The sequence below is a fragment of the Thalassobacillus hwangdonensis genome, from assembly GCF_042675915.1.
In the GTDB taxonomy this organism is placed as follows: Bacteria; Bacillota; Bacilli; order Bacillales; family Halobacillaceae; genus Thalassobacillus_A; species Thalassobacillus_A hwangdonensis.
Map to the genome: position 1 here is coordinate 796,463 of NZ_JBHTKL010000001.1, position 24,921 is coordinate 821,383.

Below are 24,921 nucleotides of genomic sequence, written 5' to 3' on the forward strand. Positions count from 1 at the left end.
CCCCACTTCTACCATTATACGCAGCGTTTACCATTTTATACATGGATTTTTCTCACTCGTTCGGGACACCGATCCGGATGACCCCGCATGCCAGACGTTTACCTGCATTACCACTCGGCTGGGATTGGAAGTCATCAGGGCTTTCATGAATGATGACAGCTTTCCCTTCGATCTGATCAAGGGTAAACCGGTTTGTGTAAAAAAGCATCTGTGCAACACCATTATTGGAGAACAAGACGGGAAAATCCCCTGCATGGTTTCCATGAGGCTGATCGTCAGGATTCCAATGGCCACCGGCTGCTTGAAAAGGATCGTTTTCATCCCCGATATCACATGCTCCATTCTCATGGATATGGAAGCCGTGTGGTCCTACCTGACTTTTGCCATTCGTTGCAGGCTGAAATGCAGGAAGTCCTTCTACTTGTACGAATACTTGCACACCATTCGGTAATTCATAGAAATAAACGATCCCCTTCAGGTCAGGAGCCAACGGACCACCTTCAACAACTGCATATGCCTGGCGAAACGGCTGTTGACGGACATAAGAATATGGATATGGAGATGGATAATAATAGGAATAAGGGTTGTAAGTATAATACATGAAACCGAACTCCTCCTTTCTATTCCAACTTATGCGCTCGTGTGCTTCGCTATGTCACAAAGTTGTAATGTCCGTGAAGATTTACATTTCTTCTACGGGTGTGCTACACTCCGAATGTATTGAGCTTTGACAACAAAGGAGAGATACAGAAATGAATAAAAAACTAATGACGCTGGTCTTCGGACTACTTCTTCTTGTCGGTTTGACAGCCTGTGGTGGTAATGGAGAAGAAGCGAAAAAAGATAACAAGAAAAACAATGGTCCCGCTGCCGTCGTCAACGGTGAAGAAATTCCAAGAAAGGAATTCGAGAAGAATTATGACATGGCCAAGTCCCAATATGAACAAATGGGAATGGATCTCAAAGGAAAAGAGAAACAAATCAAGAAGTCCGTAGTGGATCAAATGATCGATTCCGAGCTGCTTGTCCAGTATGCGAAAGATTCCGGAATCAAAGTTGATGATAATAAAGTGGATGAAGAATACAAGAAGTTCACCGATCAGTTTGAAAAAGAAGAACAGATGGACAAGTTTCTAAAGCAGAACAACCTGAAAAAGGACGAACTGAAACCACTATTGAAAGAAAGCCTGATGGTTCAGAAATATATCGATGAAAACACAGAAGAACCTAAAGTATCAGAAGAAGAATTGAAAAAACAGTACGATCAATATGTAGAACAGCAAAAACAGATGCAGAAACAAGCAGAGAAAAAGGCTGAAGAAAGTGGCCAGGAAGGTCAACAGCAACAGGAAATTCCTGAATATGAAGAAATGAAAGATTCTTTGAAACAACAGATGGTTCAGTCTAAAAAAGATGAGCAAGTCCAAAAACTTGTTCAGGAGCTTCGTGATGACAGTGAGATCGAAGTGAATGTATAATAGCTCTTTATGCAGCGAAAACCCGAACAATTCTAATGAATTGTTCGGGTTTTCTGTTTAAGTCATTTGTCAGTCCGATACCCGCTGTTCACTGAAGCAACTATTTCTTTAAGCTGATGCTGGATCGTTTTCCATTCATCGATATCAGTTATACTTTCCAATTGGTTCAACAACGTATCGTAATAGTCATCTACATCAACTGTCCACTTTTCTTTTATTTGTGGTACGTGGGTAATCCATTCTTCGTGATGGAGATCGGAAAGCGTATGATGAGCCGCTTCCAGTTGATTTTTCAGTAGTGGGTCCACCACTTGCTTGTACTCTTCCTTCATTGCTTCCCTGTCACTACCTTCAAAGAACCGTTTCGTATTCTTGAAATGATTCAGTACCTTTTGTTCAGCTTGCTTCTCTAATGAAAACCTCTGTTTATCAAGCTCCAGATCAAGAGCAATGGCGTCAATGTGGTCCATTTCGAAAGAGTCATCTACCTGCTTCAATTGGCGGAGCACCTCTTTTTGCAATTGGTCCAGAGTTTCATTGAAGAAGGATTGCATTCTGAGCAGCACAGCGCGAAGCTCCTGGTTCAGTTCATCATTCAATTCTTTCATCAAACCTGCTGAAGCACTTTCCAGCTGTTCTTTACCAGCTTTACCGTTCTCATTGATTGTTGCTGGATTGATGTGTTGTTTGAAAAAGTCATTGAAATTCAACAGCATCCTCTGGTGGATATAAAACACTTGTTTTTCCAACTTTTGCTGCACATTCTTTTCGTACTTTGCCTCATTGACTGCATCGATATGCTTTCGCATCGTTTGTTTGTTCTCTTTGTAAAGCGTAAGCTTCTCAGCTCGAGCACCTTCATCCAGTTCAGCATCGGCAATAAAGTTTTCAAGTAAAGCATCCACCCGGTTGATGTCATGGGTGATCGAAGCGATCAGAACTTCAGAAAGTTCATTGTCAATGAAGTTATAGAACTCCTCTTCGAATTTTTCCATCTCCGAAATTCGGACATGTTGCCCGTCTACCCTCGCTTTCAATGCCTCCAGGCTGGAAACTGGATAGATGCGCGGGTTCCTGATATCAAAAGCAAGCAATTGATCTCTAATATAGTTCTGTACCTGATTCAGTTCTTCGTCTGATTGTGCGAGATCCGCTGCATTGATGAGGAAGAACATCTTATCAAGGCTGAACACATCTTTTACCCTACCGAGCTGTCGAAGGAAACTCTGGTCTGCTTTGGAAAATGGATGATTGTAATAGGTAATGAAAAGAATTGCATCTGCATTCTTTATATATTCAAACGAAACATCCGTATGGCGCGCATTCACAGAATCTGCACCCGGTGTGTCCACGAGCGTGATCCCTTTTCTCGTAATAGGACAATCATAATGCACCTTCATCGACTCGACGAAACAGGAACGTTTCTCCTCTGCTACATAAGAGGCGAACATCTCGAATGGGATCTGTGTTTCGCTTCCGAGATATCCTTTAGCTTCTTCGTACCCCGCTATTACCGCTTCAACAAAAGCAACCTGTTTGTGTGGAAGCTGCTGTTTGTTTTCTTGAGACATTCCCATCAGTTTATCAATCAATGTTACTGTATCATTTACATTCCAATCAAAGGTTGCGATGATATCAGTGAAATCATCAATCAATTGCTGTTCTGATTTGAACTGGACCGTCACGGTTCCATGTGAATTCTCCTCATCTACAGGTGCGATCTGATTGATTGCTGCTGTAGTCGGATTCGGTGAAACCGGCAGGAGGCGATCCCCCATCACTGCATTTGCAAAAGAAGATTTCCCCGCACTGAAGGCTCCAAATAAAGCTACAGTATACGTGCGATTTTCCAGACGGTTCTTTTTCATCTCCAATTGTGCCAACAGCGAACGGAATGCGTCCGATTCGTCAAGCAGCTGATGGATACGGTCGATATGCTGGACCATTTCTTCTGGGTTGGTTCCCGCTTCCCCTGTCTGGTGTGTAGTTTCTCTACTTTGTACTTCGGATATTGCTTCATCCGTGCTGTTGTGTACTTCAGTGATAAGACCGGAGTCCACGCTCTCGTTCCTCTCCTCAAGCGCACGCATGGATGATTTCATAACATCCACATGTACCTTCAGTGTCAGGGCCTCCCAAAGCAGCAATCTGTATGTTTCTATTTCCTCTTCTTTGCGATCGATGGCTTCTTTGATTTCCTGATGTTGTTCAAAGTCCTTTGTAATTTTCGAGTGACTTTGTGATTGTGCAGAAGCAATCGCTTCCAATTCAGCTTTGATTTCCTCCCACAACCCTAGGACATGCGATTTATAGGATTGCTTTATATCCTGAGCCAACTTCTCCGTATAGACGAGTACATATTGTCCTGTCATTCCTGCGCCTGATTCCACCAGCTGCTCCAAACGTTCTGAAGGATAGTCTACATCCAACGATTGTATTTTCTTCGTAATCGTCTCACTCTCGACAGGATATGCTTCCAGCAATTCGAGCATCCGATCTCTTAGTGGCCATTTCAAATTCTTTTCGACTACTTCCATCAGATGATCATAGAATGTCTGCTTCCTCAATCTTCTTTCTTCTTCCGTCTTCTTTTTTGAAAGAAGGAGACCAACTTTGAAACCTGGCTGTTGCGATTGAAGAAAGTGCTCTGCATCATCCCTGAGTTTTGACGGCATCAGATATGCGTTCTTGAATAGACTAAGCACGCGGTCTTCGAATTTATCCCTTGCATTTGAACTGTAATCTTCCCAGTAGGCAAGTGCTTGTTCCGCCTCATCGACGTTGGAGCTGGTATCAAAGCTGTATGCACTCATGCGGCTTTCAAGCTCGGATATTTCGTTCTGTTTTTCTACTGTATAGTGATCGACCGCTTCAGCTAACACCATTTGAGCACGTTGGAAAATGCTTTGCTTTCGTACATCTTCTGACTGATGAAACCGTTTCTTCAAATAGGATTGCAGCTGATCGAATTCATTACCCGATACTTGTTTATTCATCAAAGAAGTATAGAAAATATCTTCTGGATGAATATTCCACGTTTCCAAAGCCTGCATAATGCTTGATTTAAAGCCATCAAACGACAGTTCCTGGTCCTGGTGCTTATCGATCTGATTAATGATGATCGTAAATGGAATTCCTTTGTTCTGCATTTCCTGCAGGAACGTCAGGTTCACTTCCGACTGGACATGATTGTAATCCATCACATAAAACAGATGGTCCATCACATGTAACGATGACTCCGTGATGATCCGATCGGCATCATTTGTCGAGTCTACTCCAGGTGTATCAAGCAGGATAACATTATCTGGAAGTTCCGTTGCAGGCTGGCTGATATCCATCGATAATATATCTTCTCCATCTTTACATAGCCTTTTTATCGTGTCTGTATCCCATTCCCCTTCATAATGGACGGTAGATCGATTCCTGTGATAGACCCTTATAAAGGGTTCCCCTGCATGCAGCCTCACCACATTGGCGCTTGTCGGGATCGGACTGGATGGGAGAATTTCCTGTTTCAAGAGACGATTGATCATCGTCGATTTACCTGCTGAAAAATGGCCGGCAAAGCCGATCATGACTTGCTGCTTTTCCCATTTATCGATCAAGTCGAGCACCTTATCGGCTAGTGAATATTGATTATCTTTATAAAATTGTTGAAGAAGATTCTCCAACCCTCGTTTCAATTCTTCTGTTCGCAAATCTTTTATGAGTGAATCCATGACTGCGGCTCCTTTTGTATCTGAATCATTCTTATTGTAAGCAATCTGAATCGTTTTGACCATCCTTTTTATGGGTCAGGTTCAATCATCGAGCCATTCATTGATGATTCTTAGTGCTCGCTCATCGTGAAGGATATGGTTGTGATCTGTTCCATCAATAATATGGAATGGCTGATCGCACCTTTCTTCATACCAGTCTTTCAACTTTTCCGGATGTGTCACTTCATCATCAGAACCTATCAGTGTAACCATCGGCACGGATACTTGTGAAAAGTGATCCTTCGATGGCAGTTCCTTCATGAAACGCGATGCCAGCAGACGAAAGCTCAGTTTCAGCTTGCCATCGCCCTCAAATTCATCCGGAATGGTCGCGACAGACGCTTTCGGAGCAAGATTTAAATTCATTCTGTAAAGTGTAGTCAGCACGAATACTCGTTTCGTATCAATATCATAGTCGACGTCGGTTTCAGGTTTATCCTGTTTGGTGGAATCTCTCTTATAAACAGGTAAAGCTGGATGGAAAAATGGCGAAATGAAGAGGTATCCATCCACTAAATTCGGTTTACCAATCAGTCGAAGGATATTTCCACACCCCATAGAATGACCTGCCAGTACTATTTTTTGATAGCCTTTCTTACGCAGGAAATGGATGAAGTCCAGAATATCTTCATCAAATTGACCCATATGATCAATATCTCCTCGACCGGATGACGCTTTATCGTATCCCCTTAACACTGGGAATAAGACATCCCACCCGGAGGCAATATTGGCCCCGAATTGTTCGTGATGATGTAGCTCTGCCGTTATTCCATGGATCATGATGATTGCTTTCACATTATTGTCTGATGATGAGAGATTGAAATAGCGATTTTCATGAAGGTCTCTGCATATGAAAGATTTGGATGTTAGGTCCATCTTCATTTGTCCTCTCCTGTCTGCTCTCGATTGGCCTGACTGAGATATTTTTCAAACCCTTCTACCTTGAACGTTTCTGTAAACCTCTTTTCCAGCATCGTTATATACGCTTCAGAAAGGTGAGGAAGCCCTCCACGGTGGATTTCCCTTGCGTAATGCAAAGGTGGAGCTTTATCCGGTTGTTTATCCTTCACGTAGAAAGTAAGTACATTCGGGAGAACACCATCTGAATGCGCTACACTGACCACCGTTGGACGGTAGCTGTCCGTGTGTACACCTTCCCGTTGGAAAAGGTAATCGATTGCGCCCATGGGTACTTTGTATAAGATTCCTTCTACTTCACTTCCCTCAGCTTCGATGATGTCCGCCCTTCCCCCATCGTGGACATGGAACGAAAATTGCAAGCCGTACCCTTTTAATACTCCTCTACCCACTTTTTCCTGAAAATATCCTTCTACTCCGGCCAGCCGGAAGCGTTCATCATCCATACATGACCCGTACGCAAAATAATAGAGGTCATCTTCGAGTAACAATTGATGAAGCCGCCAGTCGCCATGCTCGATTTCTTTGCCTGCCAATTCATCGTTTCTGCTTGAAAGATAGTAGACGAATGCTTCTTTCTCCCCTGTTTCTGTATGTATTGTCCGTATTTCCCTGTCATAAAGGTTCGATTCACCACCGACAACAAACCCTTCAAGTTCATCGACTTTTTTCAGGATTTCTTCATTAATTCCATACAATTCTCCATAAACGACAGCCTCTTCATCTTTCAGGACGGGGTAATAACTCGGACTGGTATAGAGTCTCCCTTTCGTCCAGGCCTGTTCTGTGATCAATTCAGCTTCATCAAGATAGAAATGATTCGCTTCTTGATTTCTTAATGTTCCGTATACAAATAGTAAATCCGTCATTGCTAACCTTCTCCTTTTTCCAAATGTTTCGCAGCTGGCAGCCCATAACACGACTCTGCCTGCTTCACGGCCTGGATGACAGCTCTTTCGACAACATATGCTGCCAGACTTGCCACTGCATTCAAATCAGCCTCGACTTCACACGTGCTCATGGTGAAGATCGTATCTCCATCAAGAAATGTGTGGGAAGGCCGCATCGTCCTTGCAAATCCATCATGGGAGATGGAGGCGATCTTTTTCGCCTGTGCTTTTGACCATTTGACATTGGTCATGACTACTCCAAGTGAAGTATTTCCGGAAAAGCCCGGATCTTCTTTTTTGAATAATTGATTTCTCAGAATCGATTCGGTATTCATCAGTTTACCGGATTTATGATCATAGACACCAGCTATGACATTTCCTGTATCAGGATCGATGATATCACCGAAACTGTTCACAACAACGATTGCTCCGATAAAAAACGTGTCGATTTTTACGCCGAAATAACCGATTCCGCCTTTCATAGCATAAGTCGGACCGAGTATTTTACCGACAGAAGCTCCTGTCCCCGCTCCTGCATTGCCTTGTTTTAGTGGTTCTCGATTGTAGGCGTTCATACATGCCATGTAGCCCATCTCTTTATCCGGACGGATATCCGGATCACCTACTGTTAGGTCATAGAGGATGGCACTTGGTACAATCGGGACTTTCCCACCTGGGGTCTCAAATCCGATCTGGTGCTCCTCGAGAAAAGCCATCACTCCACTTGAAGCTTCGAGTCCATAGGCACTACCTCCTGCCAGACAAACGCCGTGAATCTTTTCCACGAGGTTCTCGGGATCAAGGAGATCCGTCTCTCTCGTACCTGGAGCTCCACCTCGCACATCCACACCAGCCACCGCGCCGTTCTCACATAAAACGACTGTACCACCTGTACCTCCACGTCGATGATGACTATGACCAGTGAGAAATCCCTCAAATTCAGAAAATGAAACGTGTTTCATATTGGTCACTCCTTTGGAATGAAACTGGACATTTGCAGCAAACTAACAATACAACGGACAATGGAAAGGATGGTACTCTATGGATAACATGCTCGACCCACAGGAAGTCAAGGTCGGAGATGAAGTTTATATCATCTATCGTAACCCACATACACCTACGGTTGCGAATATTAAACAAGCAGAAATCGTGGCACATCCACATGATGCGGACGGCAAAGCGCTATTCCTCCATGATGCATATCATCTGATCGAAGAAAATGATGCGCTTTTCCAATCTGAACAAGCTGCTGAACTTTACTATAATGAATTGTACCCTGGTGAGTGATGTTTACATGGATAGAGAAGTGGAAAATATCCAATAGCTTGTCTATCATAAATGTAAATGGAGGGATGACATGGGTGTCGTTCATATGATCGTCCATGGCACAGTTCAAGGCGTCGGCTTTCGTTCCATGACCCAGCAGCTTGCTGCAAACCATGATATTAAAGGATGGGTCAAAAATAAAGCCGATGGCACGGTTGAAATCGAAGCAGAGGGCTCCCAGGAAGATTTGAATAGATTTATCGACAAAATCAAGCAGGGACCTTCACCTTATGCCAGCGTGGAAAATATTGAAATGAACACAGTTAATAGCAGCAAGGATTTTGATACCTTCAAAGTGCTATAGTAAAAAGCCGCTTGTATAAGCGGCTTTTTACTATAGTTTATTTTTTTTGCTGCATCGGTCGTACGATGACTTCATTGACATTCACATAGTCAGGTTGAGTCACTGCATAAGTAACTGCACGAGCGATATCATCCGATTCCAGCGGGTTCATGCTGCGGTCCTTGAACATATCCAGTACATCCTGATCGGTAATGTGATCTGTCAATTCTGTATCAACCGCACCAGGAGAAATATTGGTCACCCTCACACCCGTTTTTGAAAGCTCTTTCTCCATTCCCATCGATAGCGCACGGACGGCATATTTCGTTGCGCTATAAACAGTGCTTGATGGAAATACTTCATGGCCTGCGACTGAAGAAACGTTGATGATGTGGCCACTGTTCTGCTCCAGCATGCCAGGTAGGGCAGCATGGATGCCATAAAGTACACCTTTGATATTGACATCGACCATCTGCTCCCATTCCTCAACATGGTCGTTTTTTAGGAATGACAGAAGCATTACTCCGGCATTGTTGACGAAGATATCAACTGCACCTAATTCTTCCTTCGTTTTATTCACCAGAGCTTCTACATCCTGCTTATTGGTGACATCCGTTTCAACGACCATCGTACGTACATCGGTTTTCTTCTGGATATTGTCTGCAATTTCCTGAAGCCGTTCCGATCTTCGTGCTGCAAGAACGACATTGGTTCCTTCTTCGGCAAGCCTCAACGCTATCGCTTCGCCAATTCCACTGCTCGCCCCTGTAATGATCGCTGTCTTATTTTCAAGTTTCTTCATTGAAAGAGTCCTCCTTGATTTAGAATTACATTACCTTATTACCCTAAACGTATAGAGGCTGAACATTTGAGTATGTACATAAAGCGCAAGCGCCTTGATCACCCCCGACAAGCTTTAGTCAAGGCTCGTCGTGGTGGTCTTTACCACAGAGAGGCTTGACTAAAGACCTCGAGGAGGTAGGCGCTGGAGCTGGATTAAACCCACTAGCTAACGTTATCCACAACTTAATTTTTTATCATTTCCAAGATATTCAAAAAACCGTGCTCATTGAGCACGGCTTGATAAGTACATTCATTATGATCATTTTTCTTCAAAGTATTTACGGTTGATTTCGATGTATTCCTGTTCTTCCTCTGGAACTTCATCTTCCATATAGATAGCCTCTACTGGGCAGACAGCTTCACAAGCGCCACAGTCGATGCATATTGCAGGATCGATGTAAAACATATCTTCGCCTTCGTCGATACATTCAACCGGACAGACGTCTACACATTCGGCAGCCTTTTCATCTTTACATGGTGAAGTGATTACAAATGCCAAACAAATCTCCTCCTTATCTGTTTGTATTTACTACTATACTATTAACCATTCAAGGCAATGATAAACATCACTCCTTATAATAACTATTAGATAAAAGTAGTTTAATTCCTTCTTATTTTCGTCAAAAAAGTGAAAATCACAACGGTTCAATCCTGCGAATCACCTGTAACCCGCCAAGATTCGACAAGCAAAGAAGAATAATCGGCTATTCTCTCCAGATCCGTTCTACCGTGTACTCGCCACCTTGCTTCTGAACAAGATAAATATCTGGGTTGGTGATCCTTTTCCACTGATCGAAACCTACGTCAGCATGGAAGGTCTGCAAAAGCAGAGCCAGCAGGTTACCGTGAGTGACAATTGCAATGTTGTCATGTTCTTCATCCTGCTCCAGTTCATCCACCAATTCCCTGACTCTTCTTTTCGCTTCGTTGGAAGATTCTCCACCTGGCATCTTATAATCATGGTCAGTGAAAGTTTCTTCCAGTACTTCCATGAAGTCATCCAGTGGTTCTTCACTGAGGATCCGTTCTTTCAATCGTTCATCTGTAATGACTTCCAACCCTTTTTTGTTTGCAAACGGCTGGATCGTGTCTTTAGCTCTAAGGTACGGACTGGAAATCACTTTATCGATTTCATATCCATAGTGATCAAGGAAATTCGAGAGGATTTTGGATTGTCTCATACCAAGTTTGGTGAGAGGTGAATCTTCATGCTGTCCTGATGTTTCACTATGTCTTATTATAAATAACCGTTTCATAATGGTATCCACTCCGCTTCCTTAGGGGGTGAAACAATTATCGCTTATCCGTGAAAGGTTGGCAAGTCATCCATTATTTTTCTTTTCGTAAACAACTTTTCCTCTGCTCCAGGTGGTGAGTACATTCAATTCTTTCATTTCTTCAGGTGCGACTTTATAAGGATGTTGATCCAACAGAACAAGATCAGCCTGAAAACCTTCCTCAACCTTCCCCTTATGCAACTCCTGATATTCAAGTTCTGCAGGCACATGGGTGAATGCAGAGAAAGCATCATTTACTGAAATCTTCTCCTGCGGCATCCAGCCACCTTCAGGATTACCTTGCAGATCCATCCGGTTCACCGCTGCATAAATCGTCACCAACGGATCCAACGCCCCGATCGGTAAATCAGAGCTCAATGTAATAGGGATCTGATCACGAATCAAACTGTTAAATGGATCACAATATTGCAGTAGATCCTCAGGTGTCCATTGTCCTTTGCTGTCCCATTCGCTCATCAGGAAAGATGGCTGTGTTTCAATATAAGGTTTAAGGACTGCCAATCTTTCTATCAAGTCCGGTGCAAGTGTCTGGGCATGGATGATCCGGTGCCTCAATTTTGATGTTCGCGCATCCTCTTGTTCCAATGCAGTGATCGCTTCTTCTACGGCTCGATCACCAATGGCGTGCATTGCCACCTGCATCCCGTTACGCCCAGCTGTAGCAACAAGATCATTCAATTCTTCCTGAGAATAGATCAGGGTGCCCTGAGTTTCCGGTTCATCCGGATACGGATTGCGCATTGCAGAGGTATGCAAGCGCTGGGTTCCATCAAGAAAGATTTTAATGGAGCCGACCTTCACATTATCCGTTCCATCCCCGGTACGCATTTCCGTCCTGTCCAGAAAGCGCTCAAGATCCTCCTTATCAAAAATATAATGATGCAATTGGACATCGATCGGAAGTTTACCTTCCTTCTCAAGCTCCGTATAAGCTTGCCATAGCTTCTTATATGTCCCGATAAAGTTGATATCATCCGTGTGAACGGATGTGATGCCGTGTTTCGTTAAGTATGGCAATCCGCATTCCAATGCTTCCTTCGCATCTTCAACAGACCTGCCCCAAAAATGATGCTTGATATAGTGGACGGCAGTATCTTTGAAGCGGCCGTTCCATTCGCCATTTTCATCCTTTTCCTTGAATATATCGGGTTCTTGTTTGAAATCTTCTTCCTGTTTCAAAAGTTCCATTGCGCTATGTGAAATAACACACTCGTGACCATCCTGGTGCATGAAATACATCTTTTTATCGATATTGATCTCTTCAAGATCATCTGCAGTCAGCAAATGGTCGATGTCATCAAATTTGGAGTCATCGAACCCTTTTCCGAAGACCCAACCATACTCTTCAATTGAATCATAGTAATTCTCAACAGTTTCTTTCATTTCTTTCCAACTGCTGACCTCTGTCAAATCAAGTTCCTTTTTCAATAGACCGAATCGAAGTAAATGCATGTGGCTGTCATTGAAACCTGCGGTAAGTACATTTCCTTTTCCATCATATACATCACTTTCCTTGCCATTATATCGCCCTTCCTTAATGGAAGTGATTTTTTCATCCTCGATATGAAGATGCTGGATCCTGTCATTCTGTTCCAGGGCATATGGACGATAAATACGAACATTATCAATAATCAAAACTGTCACCTTCCTACTCCTATTCTACTAGTAGGCTACCCCTTTCGATTCATGTTTCAAACAGAATTGAACAAATTCGGGAAATAAAAGACGTAACTCATCGATATATTGGTAAAAAGGAGGTGATAAGAATGGGAATCCGACTGATCAAAATCTCGGCTGTTTATTTTCTGTTAGGTGCAGGGCTAGGATATTATATGGCAGTGGTGCATGACTATTCATTGACTCCAGTGCATGCGCACATCAATCTCTTAGGCTGGACGGCATTGACGCTCGCCGGGATTATTTATCACCTGTTTCCTGCTGCTGCAGCATCAAAGCTTGGTAAATGGCACTTTTGGCTTCATAACATCGGTTTACCAATCATGATGGGTGGCCTTGCCTTGTTTACGATAACTGAGAACCCGTTTTTTGCTGTCTTCATATCTATCGGTGCAACAGTTGTCCTTATTGCTATCCTGTTGTTTGTAATCAATGTGTTTACCAATGTGAAGGAATGAAAAAAGCTGAACGGATATCCGTTCAGCTTACTTCTTTGAAATAATGCTTGAAGAATCCTGCCACTCGATTCGAGTCGTCTACAATAAAGTAGAATTCTTCCGTTTCATTTTTCACATCATACACTTTTCCAGGAGTCAACAGTCGGTCGACGACGAACTTCTTCGCCTGGTTGTGCACACATTCAATACGTTTGATAGTAGGGGCTGTCTCCCAATTGGTATGAATCATAGCTTTCATCCTTCTTCATTAGAGTAAATCCATCATATCGTTTTGTGTGCATAATCTCAACTGCTTATTTGAAATTCTCATACCATTTCTTCGCTGCCATCACTTCACCTTCGGTAAGCTGATGGCCCATGTTTTCCCAGTGAATTGACACAGAAGCTCCACTCGTTTTTAGTAAACCAGCAAGATCTTCCGTCTCTGATGCTGGGCAGATCGGGTCATTCTTTCCAGCACCTATGAATACATTCCGCCCTTTCAGCTCAGGGAGCGAAATTCCTCTTCTCGGTACCATCGGATGGAACAACACAGCTGCATGCAAGCTATCGGAATAGTGGAATAACAGACTACCTGCAATATTCGCGCCATTGGAATACCCGACAGCCACGACTCGGTCACGACGGAACCCATACTCTTCGGAAGCAGCATCCAGGAATGTATTCAGATCGGTCGTACGCTTCACTAAATCCTCTTCATCAAATACTCCTTCACGTAAACGTTTAAAAAAGCGTGGCATTCCATTCTCAGACACATTGCCTCGCACAGATAGTACAGCTGCATCCGGATCGATCATCTCTGCAATTGGCAGAAGATCCTGCTCGGTACCCCCTGTTCCATGAAGCAATAACAGCACATTTGACTCTTCTTTCTGCCCTTTTTTGAAAATGTGTTTATGATCCATTTCAATAGCCTCCTCATTTATCAGTTGACATAATATAATTATCTCATCTTAATTATCTCGAATTCAAAGTAAATGATAAGTTAAATTTGAATGAAAGTCAACGTAACACACTTAATTGAAGCTTTTTGCTGAAGAGAAGTTCATCCTGGACCAGTAATCCATTCTCATTCACCAGTGGAATCGATGGTTTGCATTTTCTTGCTTCTTTTACTGCATCTAGTTTCACACAGACAAGACGGTAATGGCGTTTCAAATAAAACTGGATGGCATTCAGGTTATCATTTGTCGTAATCAACTGGACCTGATCCCTCCCCTTATCCACTGCATGTTGTTCAGCCTTTGTCAGTAATGCTGTACCATGGCCTTCATTTTCCTTGGTACTATCAATCGAAATGATTTCAAGACAATCATCATGCAAGTGATATGTAAGAGCGGCAACAACCTCACCCTCGATCTCAATATAGAAACCGCTCAATGTTCTAAGGTTGTAACGTCCTGTATGAATGTACATTTCTTCTGAACCCCAATGACTGATGAGGAAGTGATCGATGTTATATCTATCATTTTCAGGAATGCTTTTGATCATCATTGATTCCCCCTGTACTACCTTTCCATTCCACTTTGTATTACCGAAAAAAGCTGTCGGGCCAGGACTTCGCTTCCGATTACGTCCTTTTGCGGAAACAGGATGGCATGTGTAAACAAATCTTCAATGATGCCAGTCTCTATATCTTTTCGCCAGTTTCCGGATTCCTTGGCTTCATCGATCCAACTTCTCAGTTTATCCTTCATGTGGTGATGCTGTTCCACTAAAGCGGTCTGGTAATGATCGAGCACTTCCTGCCGGGATTGTTGTACGATATGGATGATTTCTTTTATCTGATGAATCTGATCGTATTCCAAAAACACATGCATCAAATCAAAAAGCTTATCCGGTGCAGGTTTGTTCTCATCAATAGAAGCCAATCTTTCATTCATTTCCTCCATCAGGGACAACATGAATGCCAATATGAGCTGTTCTTTATTTCTGTAATACTCATAAATCGTGCTTCTGCTGACGCTAAGCATCGATGACAGTTCCTTGAAATGGAAACCGTGGACGCCACGTTCAAGCAGGAGCTGTTTTGTGGCTTCAAATAACTCTTCCTTGCTTAGTGCTTTTTTTCTTCCCATAGTGTGAGCCTCCGTCATTCTTGTATCTACAGTATAGCAAATGCAGGAAACGAAGGATATTTGTGATTCGCTCGTATATGAAAAAACTGCCCCCCTTTCCAAGCTTAGGGGCAGTCTAGTCTATTTAATCATTGAAAAGGTGAAGCAAATAACCATAACCTTTTTCATTCATTTCATCTTTAGGGATGAACTTCAAAGCTGCGGAATTGATGCAATACCTGGCTCCACCTGACTCTTTCGGTCCATCATCAAAGACATGTCCGAGATGCGAATCTGCCTGATCACTTCTGATTTCGATTCTTCTCATCCCGTGGGACGTATCCATATGTTCTGTCACCAATTGACGTTCAATCGGTTTTGTGAAACTTGGCCAACCACATCCTGCATCATATTTATCCGTTGAACTGAACAGAGGTTCCCCAGATACGATATCGACATAGATTCCATCTTCTTCGTGATCATGGTATTCATTCCTGAACGGAGCTTCTGTTCCGTTTTGCTGCGTTACTTTATACTGTATATCCGTGAGACGCCGCTTTAAATCCTCATCATCCTTCTTGAATCCCCAGTGTTTCTTAATAAAATCAGCTCTCCCCGAGCCTTTTTTATACAATTTATAATGGAAAGACTGTTTTTTATAATAGTCCTGATGCTTGTCCTCAGCAGGATAGAATGTTGTCGCCGGCTTTATCTCCGTTACGATTGGATCGTTGAACTTCCCACTTTCCTCCAGAACTTTTTTGCTCGCTTCCGCAATTCTTCGCTGCTCCTCGTCATGATAGAAAATGACTGTCTTATAAGATTCTCCCCGATCATGGAACTGTCCACCTGGGTCAGTCGGGTCGATTTGTTGCCAGAACAGTTCAACTAACCGCTCATAAGGAAAAATTTCAGGGTCATAGGTGATTTCCACCGCTTCGACATGTCCCGTCTTCTTTGTAATGATCGCTTCATAAGTAGGATTCTCTGTGTGTCCTCCTGTATATCCGGATATGATCGCTTCGATTCCGGGTCTTTCATCAAAGGGCTCGACCATACACCAGAAGCATCCGCCTGCAAAGGTAGCTTTTTTCAACTGACCTGTCATTATATAACCTCCAGAATAGTGCTAATTTCTATCGTAAGTCTATTTTTAATGCTGCAAATGAAAAAAGCAAGCCACATGCACAGCTCAAATGAATAATTTGGGCTGTGATGTGCCTTGCCGTCTTTTTCTCACTTTTTTTTCGTAAGGTTTAGAAGAGGATTCATTCGATGAAGCGAATTCATCCAAGGTTTTGGATGATTCACCTGATTCCACCTCTAGCTGACTCGATGAACTTGATTCAGATTCTGTTTGCTCGGTTTCAGCATTATCATCATCTGGTTCTCTCATGATCTTCCAAAGGTTGATCATCATCGGGATGTTCCGGATCATTGGTGCGTATTGCTGTATCATCGGTGTAGCCGTCTGGGCTACTTGCAATACCTGCTGCATGTTTCCTAGGACATTGGTAAAACCTCCGCCCCTCTGCAGATTCTGAGCACCTTGAAATCCTTGAAACCCCTGAAAACCTCTGTTTCCCTGGAATCCCTGGAAACCACCAGGTGATTGCCGACGTTGACGAAGTTTGGATAAAATACCTCCACCCCGACGTGAGCCTCGAAAGCCTTGTGTCGGGCTTTGAAAGCCCTGTGGGCCGAAGGGCTGCTGAGGACCAGGCGGCATACCAAAGCCTGGGCCGGGCGGAAATTGATTTCTGGCAGGTGAGAACATTCACACCCCTCCATACTTATTCATGATAAAGTATCCTATGCTTGATACCTAAAAGGGGAATGGGCGCTTTTTATTCATTAGGTATTTTCCAATCAATCGGTTGAATCCCATGTGCTTTCAGAAAATCATTGGCACGGGAGAAAGGCTTGCTCCCGTAAAAACCTCGATACGCTGACAATGGACTTGGATGCGGCGACTTGATTACGTAGTGAATGGAATCATCCACTTTTGCGGCTTTCTTTTGCGCCGGCTTCCCCCACAAAATGAAAACGACAGGGTCCTTCCTGGCGTTCAGACGATCGATTACTCGATCCGTAAACTTTTCCCAGCCTGCTCCCTGATGGGAGTGGGCTTGTTTATGCCTGACAGTCAGTACATTATTGAGCAACAGGACACCCTGTTCAGCCCAACAAGCAAGATTACCATGATTAGGAGGTTCGATCCCAATATCGTCATATAATTCCTTATAAATGTTTTTCAATGAAGGGGGGATGGCCACGCCAGTTTGGACTGAAAAACTGAATCCATGCGCCTGGCCATGCCCATGGTAAGGATCCTGACCGAGGATGACCACCTTTGTATCTTTATATTGGGTAACGTGTAATGCATTGAAGATATCATCCATATCAGGATGGATCGTATAATGGTTATATTCTTCCACAAGGAACTCCCTGAGATTTCTATAATAGTCCTGCTCAAATTCATCCTGTAAAACCGTTTGCCAATCATTATGTAAAATAGACATCCTTGCACCCCTTTCCGTTAATTCTTCTCTACTAGTAAAAAGAACTTCCAGGACATCTGCCTGAAAGTTCTTTTTTAGTGTTCTTAATCTGTAATCAAATCTGCAGTAATAACCAGGCTGACAAACCCACTGATGATGATACCGAATAAAATTGCAGGTAGCATTAGCTATTCCCCCCAGTTAGGATAAAGTATTGGTTCTACTATTATTATAGTACCGGGCGTAGGGGGAGTAGCCTTGAGTATTTGTCAATTATATGAATCTTTATTTTCAGGAAATAGTCCGAGTATTATTTCCCGGGCAAGCGCATAATCAGACTTTATTCGTAAGCGTGTCAAAGATTAATTGACACTATATAGCGAAATAAGTTGATATTTGCAAATTGTCATGCCGGATTTGAACGTCAATTCGACTACACGCGCGCTTCCGATCTGATCAGAGTCTTTATGGCGCATGATATCAATGTCCTCTTCCATGGGAAATATCATGTACCCATCAAAAGTGATTTCAAAGATATTATCATTGACATCAATCCGTTTTTCTTTGCCGCCTGTAAGCAGCTTCCACTCCATTGATAAAGGTGTAGACATGACAAACCCTCCAAATTCGTTATACCTTTCATTGTACACGATATGAGATGGTATGCTCAGTGAAATCTTTTATTTTTATTGCGGGAAGTAAGCATTTCCTTCGAAAACGGAAAAGGAATGCCGAGTTCAATCAAAATCCGCTTATTTTTTTCGAATAATTCCAATTGCCGCTCATCTGACTCCGGATGTTCCAAAAGATGGATCATCGTCTGCATTGCTATGGTCATTTGAATGATGTCAGCTTGATCGATTGTTTCAAGCTCAGGCAGCTTTAAAACTTCTGCTTCACTAAGCTGGTCGAGATAATCTTCTGGGAAATATTTAGATAATGTGTTGCGGCGGAAATCACCCCATAAGTCTTGTACATCTTTGATTTGCACTTCTGTTCCTGCATTAATCACTCTCATAAACTAGCGCTCCTATACTGTAAATCTTCTATCTATTACTATATCACGTAAAAAAAGCAGTTTTGAGAAGTAATTATTGTAAATCATTGAAACACGAAGTCAACCGTCGATCCTTCAGGCGTAGGGAGTATTTGAAGTTTCGCTTTTATTTCCTCTTTCAATTGAGGAACATGGGAAATGATCCCAAGCATGCGATTGCCCTGCTGTAAATCCTTCAAGCAGCCAATTGCCTGTTCTAAAGATAATTCATCGAGCGTACCAAACCCTTCATCAATGAACAACGTGTCGAGTTGGACACCACCTGAGTGAGCCTGTACAACATCAGCCATCCCAAGTGCCAGACTCAGCGCTGCTTTGAACCCCTCCCCTCCCGAGAGCGTTTTGACTGATCGCTGCTGTCCGGTATGGTGGTCCATCACTTCAAGGTCCAAACCACTCTGCGCGCCACGTTTAGCAACCTGATCGCTACGGACCAACTGATAACGATGTTCTGTCATTTGGTCAAAGCGGATATTCGCCTGCATCAATATTTCATCCAGAAATGCGGATAATACATACCTTTCAAAAGAGAGGCGGAGATGGTTCTCTCCTTTTGCCAAATCAGCGAGTTCTCCTATGTCATAATAGGTTTCGCTCAGCTCTTTCATCTCTTCAAGCACTGTTACCAGCGTATGTTTGATGTTTTGGAGCTCCTTCAATTGTCCCTGTAATGTATGAATTGCCTGCAATGTTTCGTTTTTTGAGGCTTCCGCTTTTTCTACCTGTTCCTTGAATACATTTATATCAGGCCTCTGTTTGCCTGATAAAGAACTATCCAAGCTCTCGACCATGCTTACAACAGTATTCTTTCGTTGGATGAAGGCGTCAATCTCCCTATTCAATGCATCCATTTTCTCTATTGGAAGCTTGGCTTCAAGGTAGGATTCATAAGAATGAAATTCGTATTGTTCTATCTTCTCCATCATGCGGTTGTAATGGGCGATGGACTCATCTTCAACTTTTTTACAGTACTTGATCAATTCTCCCGTTTCAACATTGAACTTTTGAAGCAGTTGTCTCTTGTTCTCATATTGCTTCTGAATTTCTTCCCATTTCACTTTATCGTTGTGAATCGATTTCGTTTCAATGGTAATCCATCGTTCCAGTTCAGATGCTCCCTCCCAATCCCCACTTACCTGATTGTTAAGATGATCGATCTGGGTCTGGAGTCTGATCCAGTTCTCATGATCAGCCTGAAGTGCTTCCTTCGTCTTTTCGAGTTCTGTCTTTTTCTCTTCCAGTTGTGTTTCCAGCTTTTCCAATGTAACGTGAGCCTGTTTCATTTCTTTCATTTCATTATCTACGGAAGCCAATCTCTCTTTTATCCCTTCGACTTCCCTCGTTTGCAGCTTTAAACTTTTCTGTATGTCGTCCCGTGACAACCGAGGTACGATTTCAGAAACTTCTTCATAAAGGCTTTCTGTTACCTGCTGTTGGGATTTACCTTCCGCTTCCAGTTGTATATATTTATCCTGCAGGTTTTCAACTTCCTTTGCAGCATGGTCATATTTGGCTTGTAGCCTGTCCACTTCCTCAAGTGTCATTGCTCCATCTTCAACTGCTGCAGGAGATGGATGGTCAACTGATCCACAAACAGGGCAAGGTTCTCCTTCTTGTAAACGGTGGGAAAGAACATATGCATGATGTCGGTTCAAGCTGGACTGAGCAGTTTGATACGCTTCTTTCCTTTCTTTCATTCTTATTTTTTTCTGTTCATAAGTTTGCTTGAAAGAACGATATTGCAAGCGCATTTCTTCCAGTTTGGAATGATTCTCAAGTAATTGTCCCAGTTTCTGTTCAATGCTCTGCTGCTCGCTGAGCTGCTGCTTCACCTGATAGAACTTTTCGTTTAGCTGGGAGTCCTTTTTGACGATTGCAGTCTTTTCTCTTTTTTCCTGCTCCATCATTCTAATCTCTTTTTCAATTTCAGCTGTACGTTTTTTCCCTTTTTCCGATTTATGCTTCAGATGTTGCCCAGTTTGCTTAAGTTCACTGATCTTAGATAATTTCTCCAGTTCCTGTTTCATGTCTTTTAAATGATCAATCTTTTTATCCAGCTCTGGTTGATAGGCCTCTTCTTTCTTGAAATCACGTTCAATTTTTTCAAATGCAGCTGACGCTCGCTCTTTTTCATTTTCCTTATCGCTCAGCTCCTGGTCCAGCTTACGTTTCTCGATTTTCTTTTCTTTCCAATATTCCTCCAGAGGAATAATTTGTGAAGCTTTCTCTGCGTTATCGTAAGCTTTTCTTTTCGCTTGGATATCGGCTTCTTTCTGGACCAATTGCTCCTTTTCAAGCACTAACTTTTCTCTTTCAAGGAATTTCTCATTCAAAGCTTTCGCTTCATAGTAAGATGATTGGGCACGTTCAAGTTCCTTCTTATTTCTGTCGAGTACTTTGTCCATCTCATTGATCTGTAAATCAGAAGCCTTCACCTTTTCATTCAATGCTTCAATGATTTGTGTCTGATTATCCTCATCTTCAGGGCGGTCTTCATCTGTCCATGTGATCTTTGAAGCTTCCTGCTCGAAATGCCATTCGAATTGCTGGATAGAAGCCTTCAATTCTTTTGCCTCATCCTTCAGACGTGCAGTGATCTTATCATAGAAATGCGTTTGGAATATCCGCTGAAGAATTTCTTCTCGTTCTTTGCTGTTTTCAGAAATAAGTTTACGGAACTCTCCCTGAGGAATCATGATCATCTTTCTGAATTGTTCATAGTCCAGACTGAGCAACTGTTCAAGCGATTCATTCACTTCCATGATTCTTGAAGCAATTAGTTTTTCACCTTGGTCGACCTTTTGATACAATTCTGCTTTTGCAGGATCATCAGTGTAACCCTCTCCTCGTGCTTTAGGCTTCTTTTGTTTTGGAGAGCGGATGACACGATAAGTTTCCCCATGGATCTGAAAAACATATTCCACTTCAGTAGCCAATTCAGGTGGGGAAAAATGGCTTCTCAAAGTGTCGTGGTCCCGATCAGTTCCGCTTGCCTTTCCGTATAAGGCAAAACAGAGGGCATCAAATATCGTCGTTTTCCCTGCTCCTGTCGGTCCGGTAACGAGGAAAATCGACTCCTCTCCAAGTTCAGTGAAATCGATCGTCTGTCTATCGCGGTATGGTCCGAATGCTGCCATTGTAAGAGATAATGCTTTCATTTTTATTTCTCCCGTTCTTCATTCATTAGTCCAGCTATGATGCGATCCACTTGCTGCTTTCGTTTTTCGGGAATCTCTTCCCCTTTCATTTCTTCATAAAACGAGCTGAAAAGGTCTGCGTGAGACATCTTTTGGCGCTCTTTGATCTTTGTCATATCATTCAATTGTTTATCAGAAGTAAGTACACTCCGCTCCAGGCGAAGGATATTCGGGTATTTCTTCCTCAACTTCCCCATTGGATCGATTAGTTGCCCATCATCGAGCAAACGGATATGCAAGTAATTATCAGGGTGTTCTGGTAAGTCTTTAGTCATGAAATCCTCGAAATAACCTTCAACAACCTCCATATCCCTTTTTGGCTTCAGAGGAATTTTCTTTATTTCGACCTGTTCGTCATCAAGATTTACAATGGTCACGCCTTTCTTGTGGTTCGATTCGGAAAACGAATATTTAAGGATCGACCCACTATAGCGGATATGTTCACGTGTAATCTGCTGAGGCTGATGGAGGTGTCCCAATGCTACATAGCGGAAGTTTTCGAAGAGAGAAGCATCAACATAAGGGCTTCCACCGATCATGGAAAGGCGTTCTTCCGATTCTGACTCCATCCCTCCAGCCAAAAATGCATGACCCACCCAAATATGACGTTCGCTCATATCGTGCGTCTCTTCAATATGGCGAACAAGTCTTTCCATCGCTTCATGATGAGAGTGGATGGTTTCATCTTCAAAGTATTGCCTCACTTCTGCTGGTTCAAGATAAGGAACCAAATGGAAATGTACAGGTCCATGAGAATCATGTAAGGTAATCGGAGTAAATTCCCCTTTCATTTTCGTGTCCAGGTATAGCTGTCGGGACCTGAATAAACTGTTCCCGAATTCGAGTCGGTCAGGGCTATCGTGATTGCCCGAAATTGCGAAGACTGGTACTTTGTGATGATCAATCAGTTCGGTCAGCACATGATTAAGCAGGTCCACTGCCTCTTTCGGGGGTATCGAACGATCGTACAAGTCGCCTGCTATGATGATGGCATCCGGTTCTTCTTTCTTAACGATATCGAGAAATTGCCCAAGGATATAACGTTGATCCTCAGTCATATGGACGTTGTTCACGATTTTTCCTAAATGCCAGTCAGCTGTGTGGATAATCTTCATCTTATTCTCCCCTATTCCGTCCTTCCAGGTTGTACTGCGAGGATCTGATCCATAATGAACGTGCGGATGTCTCCCCTCATGTGACAATACCCGGTAATTTCTTTGTCTGATTTACTGAAAATATTAACCGTTCGCTTTGTGATTTCACCTGTCATAGATAGATAAATCAATTCTACCGTACTCCATTTGATTTGTTCAATAGACATTTCAATCACCTCTGTTCTCATTATACACGAACGTATGTTCTTTAATCAATAAAAAAACAACCGCACAGTGGAATGTGCGGTTTCATCAGTAGTTATGATTCTTCAATCTGGTACGTATCCCATATACGATCGAATACACTCAATGCGCCTGTAAAAGGTGCATTGAACTCCAAGTAGCTGCTCAATTCATCATAGGATTTGGATTGTTTAGGGAAACTATGGTCCTCGAACATCCATTCCGCAAGCTGCTTTTCTTCATCTTTATGTTTGTTGCCTCGATATCGCATCATATAATGATAGAATGAACGCAAAGGTAATCCTCCTAGAAGCTTTTAGTATTTCTATTAATAACATGCCGAGCTGGTTTCATCAACTTTAAGCCTCACTTTGATCACTGACGAAGAAATCCGGACTACCTGTAACAGGCGGCCCGGATTTTTCATTTTGCAACTCTATTCTCCATTTTCCTCATCTTCCATGAACGCTTTATGACGCTGCATTTTTTTCCTGAAGACGATTCTAGACAGGATGATACTGATTTCATAGAGAATGATCAATGGCACTGCTACCACCAGCTGCAGAATGAAATCTGGTGGAGAGATCATTGTACCGATGATTACGAGCACAAAATAAGCGTATTTTCGAATTTTGACCAGAAATACCGGATCAACAATCCCAAGGCTTGTAAGAAACATAGTGAGGATAGGAATTTCAAACAGTACCGCAAATGGAATCGTTACGCGGAAGAGAAACTTGAAATATCTCTCCACTGTAAAGATTTCATTGAACAACCCGTCATTCAAGGACAATAGAAACGGAAGGATCAAATTGACGAATACGACATAACCGAACGTCAATCCCCCTATGAACAACAGGAAAATTGCAGGAATATAGGATAGGGAGACTTTTTTCTCTTTATCCGTCAATGCAGGCTTTACGAAAGCCCATATTTGAAAACTCAGTACGGGTAATGTTCCGATGACCGCGACAAGCCCTGCCATCGTAAAGTAGATCCAGATGATCTCACCTGGGCTTGTAACATGTAATTCAAAAGCAAGATCTCTTACAAAGAAACCGTAGATATCTTTAATGAATACGAACCCAGCTATAAAGAAAGCGACAAAGATGACTAGGGTCCAGATAATTCTTTTCCTTAATTCAGTCAAGTGGTCTGTTACGTTCATTTCTAAATCAGTCGAGTGTTCCCCAGCCATAGAGCTTCACCTCCACACAATCCTGGACGCAGAAAGAAAGAAGATGCAAGGGTAAGCCCTTACACCTCCTTCAATGTCCAGTCAATGGTACTATTTTTTTTCGTCGATCCGTTTCTTATCATCATCCGATAGCACATCACCGGCTGCTTTTTTGAATTCTTTCAAAGAGCTTCCGAAAGCCTTGCCGATTTCAGGCAATTTTGATGGTCCGAAAACAACTAAAGCTATGACAAGAATCAAAACGAGACCTGGCACACCAATGTTACTCAACATGGTCGATCACCTCAGGATACATGTTATTTTTTCTGAGAAGATTGATCATCAGACACAAGCATTTTCGCTTCTTTCACTTCATCTGATGCATCGTCCGTCAAATCCCTTGCAGACTTTTTGAATTCACGCAAAGTTTGTCCGGTTGCTTTTCCGATTTCCGGGAGTTTTTTCGGTCCAAAAATGACCAATGCAATTACCAGAATCAAAATCAATCCTGGAATTCCGATGCTAGAAAGCATTCCGTTCACCATCCTTCATTGTCAACCGATGAATAAGGTCAACAAGGTTTACTCATCTAATCTGAGTGTATAAAGAATTCTTTGTAAAAGCAACATAAGACACCAAATTGTCATATGTAAGTATCAAAACAAG

29 protein-coding genes are annotated in these 24,921 nt (G+C 42.6%); 4 read left to right on the top strand and 25 right to left on the bottom strand.

What is annotated here, in order from left to right; translation table 11 throughout:
* Window positions 1–52: 52 nt before the first annotated feature.
* A complete protein-coding gene (locus tag ACFQ2J_RS04180; protein WP_386056863.1) occupies window positions 53–601 on the bottom strand; it encodes a superoxide dismutase family protein in 549 nt (182 codons plus the stop codon).
* 151 nt (window positions 602–752) lie between these two features.
* On the opposite strand from ACFQ2J_RS04180, the gene ACFQ2J_RS04185 reads away from it, so the two are divergent.
* Window positions 753–1,478, top strand: coding sequence for a SurA N-terminal domain-containing protein (locus tag ACFQ2J_RS04185; protein ID WP_386056864.1), 726 nt, complete (start codon window positions 753–755; stop codon window positions 1,476–1,478).
* A gap of 62 nt (window positions 1,479–1,540) precedes the next feature.
* Here the strand turns inward: ACFQ2J_RS04185 and ACFQ2J_RS04190 are convergent, their stop codons facing one another.
* From ACFQ2J_RS04190 to ACFQ2J_RS04205, 4 genes are all read right to left on the bottom strand, one after another.
* On the bottom strand, window positions 1,541–5,197 hold the full coding sequence (locus tag ACFQ2J_RS04190) for a dynamin family protein (RefSeq protein WP_386056866.1): 3,657 nt from the start codon (window positions 5,195–5,197) through the stop codon (window positions 1,541–1,543).
* Window positions 5,198–5,278: 81 nt separating this feature from the next.
* On the bottom strand, window positions 5,279–6,118 hold the full coding sequence (locus ACFQ2J_RS04195; protein WP_386056867.1) for an alpha/beta hydrolase: 840 nt from the start codon (window positions 6,116–6,118) through the stop codon (window positions 5,279–5,281).
* Entirely contained in the window at window positions 6,115–7,023 is a 909-nt protein-coding gene (locus ACFQ2J_RS04200; RefSeq protein ID WP_386056868.1) for a gamma-glutamylcyclotransferase, read from the bottom strand. The genes ACFQ2J_RS04195 and ACFQ2J_RS04200 overlap by 4 nt, the downstream gene beginning before the upstream one ends.
* Window positions 7,024–7,025: 2 nt before the next feature.
* Entirely contained in the window at window positions 7,026–8,006 is a 981-nt protein-coding gene (locus tag ACFQ2J_RS04205; protein ID WP_386056870.1) for a P1 family peptidase, read from the bottom strand.
* A 79-nt stretch (window positions 8,007–8,085) separates the two neighbouring features.
* Between ACFQ2J_RS04205 and ACFQ2J_RS04210 the strand changes: the two genes are divergently transcribed.
* Both ACFQ2J_RS04210 and ACFQ2J_RS04215 read left to right on the top strand, forming a co-directional pair.
* Window positions 8,086–8,331, top strand: a complete 246-nt coding sequence (locus ACFQ2J_RS04210; protein ID WP_386056871.1) for a transcriptional regulator SplA domain-containing protein — start codon at window positions 8,086–8,088, stop codon at window positions 8,329–8,331.
* Between the two features lie 70 nt (window positions 8,332–8,401).
* Complete coding sequence (locus ACFQ2J_RS04215; RefSeq protein WP_386056873.1) at window positions 8,402–8,674, top strand: acylphosphatase; 273 nt, start codon at window positions 8,402–8,404, stop codon at window positions 8,672–8,674.
* A 37-nt stretch (window positions 8,675–8,711) separates the two neighbouring features.
* Here ACFQ2J_RS04215 and ACFQ2J_RS04220 read toward each other — a convergent pair whose 3' ends face one another.
* The 4 genes from ACFQ2J_RS04220 to ACFQ2J_RS04235 all read right to left on the bottom strand — a co-directional run bounded on the left by ACFQ2J_RS04220 (window position 8,712) and on the right by ACFQ2J_RS04235 (window position 12,438).
* The gene (locus tag ACFQ2J_RS04220) at window positions 8,712–9,455 is read right to left on the bottom strand and encodes an SDR family oxidoreductase (protein WP_386056875.1); all 744 of its coding nucleotides are present in this window, start codon (window positions 9,453–9,455) and stop codon (window positions 8,712–8,714) included.
* A 300-nt stretch (window positions 9,456–9,755) separates the two neighbouring features.
* Window positions 9,756–9,995: an indolepyruvate ferredoxin oxidoreductase subunit alpha gene (locus ACFQ2J_RS04225; RefSeq protein ID WP_386056876.1), complete on the bottom strand. Its 240-nt coding sequence runs from the start codon at window positions 9,993–9,995 to the stop codon at window positions 9,756–9,758.
* Between the two features lie 205 nt (window positions 9,996–10,200).
* The gene (locus ACFQ2J_RS04230; RefSeq protein WP_386056878.1) at window positions 10,201–10,752 is read right to left on the bottom strand and encodes a histidine phosphatase family protein; all 552 of its coding nucleotides are present in this window, start codon (window positions 10,750–10,752) and stop codon (window positions 10,201–10,203) included.
* 66 nt (window positions 10,753–10,818) lie between these two features.
* Window positions 10,819–12,438, bottom strand: coding sequence for an amidohydrolase (locus tag ACFQ2J_RS04235; RefSeq protein WP_386056880.1), 1,620 nt, complete (start codon window positions 12,436–12,438; stop codon window positions 10,819–10,821).
* A 122-nt stretch (window positions 12,439–12,560) separates the two neighbouring features.
* Between ACFQ2J_RS04235 and ACFQ2J_RS04240 the strand changes: the two genes are divergently transcribed.
* Window positions 12,561–12,929 carry a cbb3-type cytochrome c oxidase subunit I gene (locus ACFQ2J_RS04240; RefSeq protein WP_386056882.1) on the top strand — a complete coding sequence of 123 codons (369 nt, stop codon included), beginning with the start codon at window positions 12,561–12,563 and terminating at the stop codon, window positions 12,927–12,929.
* Between the two features lie 22 nt (window positions 12,930–12,951).
* On the opposite strand, the gene ACFQ2J_RS04245 is transcribed toward ACFQ2J_RS04240, so the two are convergent.
* The 16 genes from ACFQ2J_RS04245 to ACFQ2J_RS04320 all read right to left on the bottom strand — a co-directional run bounded on the left by ACFQ2J_RS04245 (window position 12,952) and on the right by ACFQ2J_RS04320 (window position 24,788).
* Window positions 12,952–13,158: a DUF6501 family protein gene (locus tag ACFQ2J_RS04245; protein ID WP_386056884.1), complete on the bottom strand. Its 207-nt coding sequence runs from the start codon at window positions 13,156–13,158 to the stop codon at window positions 12,952–12,954.
* A 64-nt stretch (window positions 13,159–13,222) separates the two neighbouring features.
* Complete coding sequence (locus tag ACFQ2J_RS04250) at window positions 13,223–13,834, bottom strand: alpha/beta hydrolase (protein WP_386056886.1); 612 nt, start codon at window positions 13,832–13,834, stop codon at window positions 13,223–13,225.
* Window positions 13,835–13,931: 97 nt separating this feature from the next.
* On the bottom strand, window positions 13,932–14,420 hold the full coding sequence (locus ACFQ2J_RS04255; RefSeq protein WP_386056887.1) for a GNAT family N-acetyltransferase: 489 nt from the start codon (window positions 14,418–14,420) through the stop codon (window positions 13,932–13,934).
* A 17-nt stretch (window positions 14,421–14,437) separates the two neighbouring features.
* Window positions 14,438–15,007 (bottom strand): TetR/AcrR family transcriptional regulator, encoded by a 570-nt coding sequence (locus ACFQ2J_RS04260; protein WP_386056889.1) that lies wholly within the window; start codon window positions 15,005–15,007, stop codon window positions 14,438–14,440.
* A 124-nt stretch (window positions 15,008–15,131) separates the two neighbouring features.
* Window positions 15,132–16,094: a peptide-methionine (R)-S-oxide reductase MsrB gene (gene msrB / locus ACFQ2J_RS04265; protein ID WP_386056890.1), complete on the bottom strand. Its 963-nt coding sequence runs from the start codon at window positions 16,092–16,094 to the stop codon at window positions 15,132–15,134.
* An 84-nt stretch (window positions 16,095–16,178) separates the two neighbouring features.
* Window positions 16,179–16,763 (bottom strand): VrrA/YqfQ family protein, encoded by a 585-nt coding sequence (gene vrrA / locus ACFQ2J_RS04270; protein ID WP_386056891.1) that lies wholly within the window; start codon window positions 16,761–16,763, stop codon window positions 16,179–16,181.
* A 70-nt stretch (window positions 16,764–16,833) separates the two neighbouring features.
* On the bottom strand, window positions 16,834–17,508 hold the full coding sequence (locus ACFQ2J_RS04275) for a uracil-DNA glycosylase (RefSeq protein ID WP_386056893.1): 675 nt from the start codon (window positions 17,506–17,508) through the stop codon (window positions 16,834–16,836).
* Window positions 17,509–17,849: 341 nt separating this feature from the next.
* Complete coding sequence (locus ACFQ2J_RS04280; protein ID WP_386056894.1) at window positions 17,850–18,098, bottom strand: DUF2584 family protein; 249 nt, start codon at window positions 18,096–18,098, stop codon at window positions 17,850–17,852.
* A 56-nt stretch (window positions 18,099–18,154) separates the two neighbouring features.
* Entirely contained in the window at window positions 18,155–18,505 is a 351-nt protein-coding gene (locus tag ACFQ2J_RS04285; RefSeq protein ID WP_386056895.1) for a DUF5365 family protein, read from the bottom strand.
* A gap of 83 nt (window positions 18,506–18,588) precedes the next feature.
* Entirely contained in the window at window positions 18,589–21,702 is a 3,114-nt protein-coding gene (locus ACFQ2J_RS04290) for an AAA family ATPase (RefSeq protein WP_386056897.1), read from the bottom strand.
* 2 nt (window positions 21,703–21,704) lie between these two features.
* Window positions 21,705–22,856, bottom strand: coding sequence for an exonuclease SbcCD subunit D (locus ACFQ2J_RS04295; RefSeq protein WP_386056899.1), 1,152 nt, complete (start codon window positions 22,854–22,856; stop codon window positions 21,705–21,707).
* Window positions 22,857–22,867: 11 nt separating this feature from the next.
* Window positions 22,868–23,062, bottom strand: a complete 195-nt coding sequence (locus ACFQ2J_RS04300) for a WYL domain-containing protein (RefSeq protein ID WP_386056901.1) — start codon at window positions 23,060–23,062, stop codon at window positions 22,868–22,870.
* Between the two features lie 92 nt (window positions 23,063–23,154).
* Window positions 23,155–23,373, bottom strand: coding sequence for a YozE family protein (locus ACFQ2J_RS04305; RefSeq protein WP_386056902.1), 219 nt, complete (start codon window positions 23,371–23,373; stop codon window positions 23,155–23,157).
* A 141-nt stretch (window positions 23,374–23,514) separates the two neighbouring features.
* Window positions 23,515–24,276 carry a twin-arginine translocase subunit TatC gene (gene tatC, locus ACFQ2J_RS04310; protein ID WP_386056904.1) on the bottom strand — a complete coding sequence of 254 codons (762 nt, stop codon included), beginning with the start codon at window positions 24,274–24,276 and terminating at the stop codon, window positions 23,515–23,517.
* A 90-nt stretch (window positions 24,277–24,366) separates the two neighbouring features.
* Window positions 24,367–24,549 carry a twin-arginine translocase TatA/TatE family subunit gene (locus tag ACFQ2J_RS04315; RefSeq protein ID WP_386056906.1) on the bottom strand — a complete coding sequence of 61 codons (183 nt, stop codon included), beginning with the start codon at window positions 24,547–24,549 and terminating at the stop codon, window positions 24,367–24,369.
* 23 nt (window positions 24,550–24,572) lie between these two features.
* A complete protein-coding gene (locus ACFQ2J_RS04320; RefSeq protein WP_386056908.1) occupies window positions 24,573–24,788 on the bottom strand; it encodes a twin-arginine translocase TatA/TatE family subunit in 216 nt (71 codons plus the stop codon).
* Between the last annotated feature and the right edge of the window lie 133 nt (window positions 24,789–24,921).

What these genes read in the sequence shown, in the direction of transcription:
- ACFQ2J_RS04275 (WP_386056893.1), bottom strand. Translation starts at nt 17,508, where the DNA reads ATGTCTATTTTACATAATGATTGGCAAACGGTTTTACAGGATGAATTT.
- ACFQ2J_RS04315 (WP_386056906.1), bottom strand. Translation starts at nt 24,549, where the DNA reads ATGTTGAGTAACATTGGTGTGCCAGGTCTCGTTTTGATTCTTGTCATA.
- ACFQ2J_RS04185 (WP_386056864.1), top strand. Translation starts at nt 753, where the DNA reads ATGAATAAAAAACTAATGACGCTGGTCTTCGGACTACTTCTTCTTGTC.
- msrB (WP_386056890.1), bottom strand. Translation starts at nt 16,094, where the DNA reads ATGACAGGTCAGTTGAAAAAAGCTACCTTTGCAGGCGGATGCTTCTGG.
- ACFQ2J_RS04255 (WP_386056887.1), bottom strand. Translation starts at nt 14,420, where the DNA reads ATGATCAAAAGCATTCCTGAAAATGATAGATATAACATCGATCACTTC.
- ACFQ2J_RS04215 (WP_386056873.1), top strand. Translation starts at nt 8,402, where the DNA reads ATGGGTGTCGTTCATATGATCGTCCATGGCACAGTTCAAGGCGTCGGC.
- ACFQ2J_RS04290 (WP_386056897.1), bottom strand. Translation starts at nt 21,702, where the DNA reads ATGAAAGCATTATCTCTTACAATGGCAGCATTCGGACCATACCGCGAT.
- ACFQ2J_RS04280 (WP_386056894.1), bottom strand. Translation starts at nt 18,098, where the DNA reads ATGTCTACACCTTTATCAATGGAGTGGAAGCTGCTTACAGGCGGCAAA.
- ACFQ2J_RS04230 (WP_386056878.1), bottom strand. Translation starts at nt 10,752, where the DNA reads ATGAAACGGTTATTTATAATAAGACATAGTGAAACATCAGGACAGCAT.
- ACFQ2J_RS04195 (WP_386056867.1), bottom strand. Translation starts at nt 6,118, where the DNA reads ATGAAGATGGACCTAACATCCAAATCTTTCATATGCAGAGACCTTCAT.
- vrrA (WP_386056891.1), bottom strand. Translation starts at nt 16,763, where the DNA reads ATGTTCTCACCTGCCAGAAATCAATTTCCGCCCGGCCCAGGCTTTGGT.
- tatC (WP_386056904.1), bottom strand. Translation starts at nt 24,276, where the DNA reads ATGGCTGGGGAACACTCGACTGATTTAGAAATGAACGTAACAGACCAC.
- ACFQ2J_RS04320 (WP_386056908.1), bottom strand. Translation starts at nt 24,788, where the DNA reads ATGCTTTCTAGCATCGGAATTCCAGGATTGATTTTGATTCTGGTAATT.
- ACFQ2J_RS04200 (WP_386056868.1), bottom strand. Translation starts at nt 7,023, where the DNA reads ATGACGGATTTACTATTTGTATACGGAACATTAAGAAATCAAGAAGCG.
- ACFQ2J_RS04285 (WP_386056895.1), bottom strand. Translation starts at nt 18,505, where the DNA reads ATGAGAGTGATTAATGCAGGAACAGAAGTGCAAATCAAAGATGTACAA.
- ACFQ2J_RS04180 (WP_386056863.1), bottom strand. Translation starts at nt 601, where the DNA reads ATGTATTATACTTACAACCCTTATTCCTATTATTATCCATCTCCATAT.
- ACFQ2J_RS04295 (WP_386056899.1), bottom strand. Translation starts at nt 22,856, where the DNA reads ATGAAGATTATCCACACAGCTGACTGGCATTTAGGAAAAATCGTGAAC.
- ACFQ2J_RS04300 (WP_386056901.1), bottom strand. Translation starts at nt 23,062, where the DNA reads ATGTCTATTGAACAAATCAAATGGAGTACGGTAGAATTGATTTATCTA.
- ACFQ2J_RS04245 (WP_386056884.1), bottom strand. Translation starts at nt 13,158, where the DNA reads ATGATTCATACCAATTGGGAGACAGCCCCTACTATCAAACGTATTGAA.
- ACFQ2J_RS04240 (WP_386056882.1), top strand. Translation starts at nt 12,561, where the DNA reads ATGGGAATCCGACTGATCAAAATCTCGGCTGTTTATTTTCTGTTAGGT.
- ACFQ2J_RS04220 (WP_386056875.1), bottom strand. Translation starts at nt 9,455, where the DNA reads ATGAAGAAACTTGAAAATAAGACAGCGATCATTACAGGGGCGAGCAGT.
- ACFQ2J_RS04205 (WP_386056870.1), bottom strand. Translation starts at nt 8,006, where the DNA reads ATGAAACACGTTTCATTTTCTGAATTTGAGGGATTTCTCACTGGTCAT.
- ACFQ2J_RS04250 (WP_386056886.1), bottom strand. Translation starts at nt 13,834, where the DNA reads ATGGATCATAAACACATTTTCAAAAAAGGGCAGAAAGAAGAGTCAAAT.
- ACFQ2J_RS04190 (WP_386056866.1), bottom strand. Translation starts at nt 5,197, where the DNA reads ATGGATTCACTCATAAAAGATTTGCGAACAGAAGAATTGAAACGAGGG.
- ACFQ2J_RS04260 (WP_386056889.1), bottom strand. Translation starts at nt 15,007, where the DNA reads ATGGGAAGAAAAAAAGCACTAAGCAAGGAAGAGTTATTTGAAGCCACA.
- ACFQ2J_RS04210 (WP_386056871.1), top strand. Translation starts at nt 8,086, where the DNA reads ATGGATAACATGCTCGACCCACAGGAAGTCAAGGTCGGAGATGAAGTT.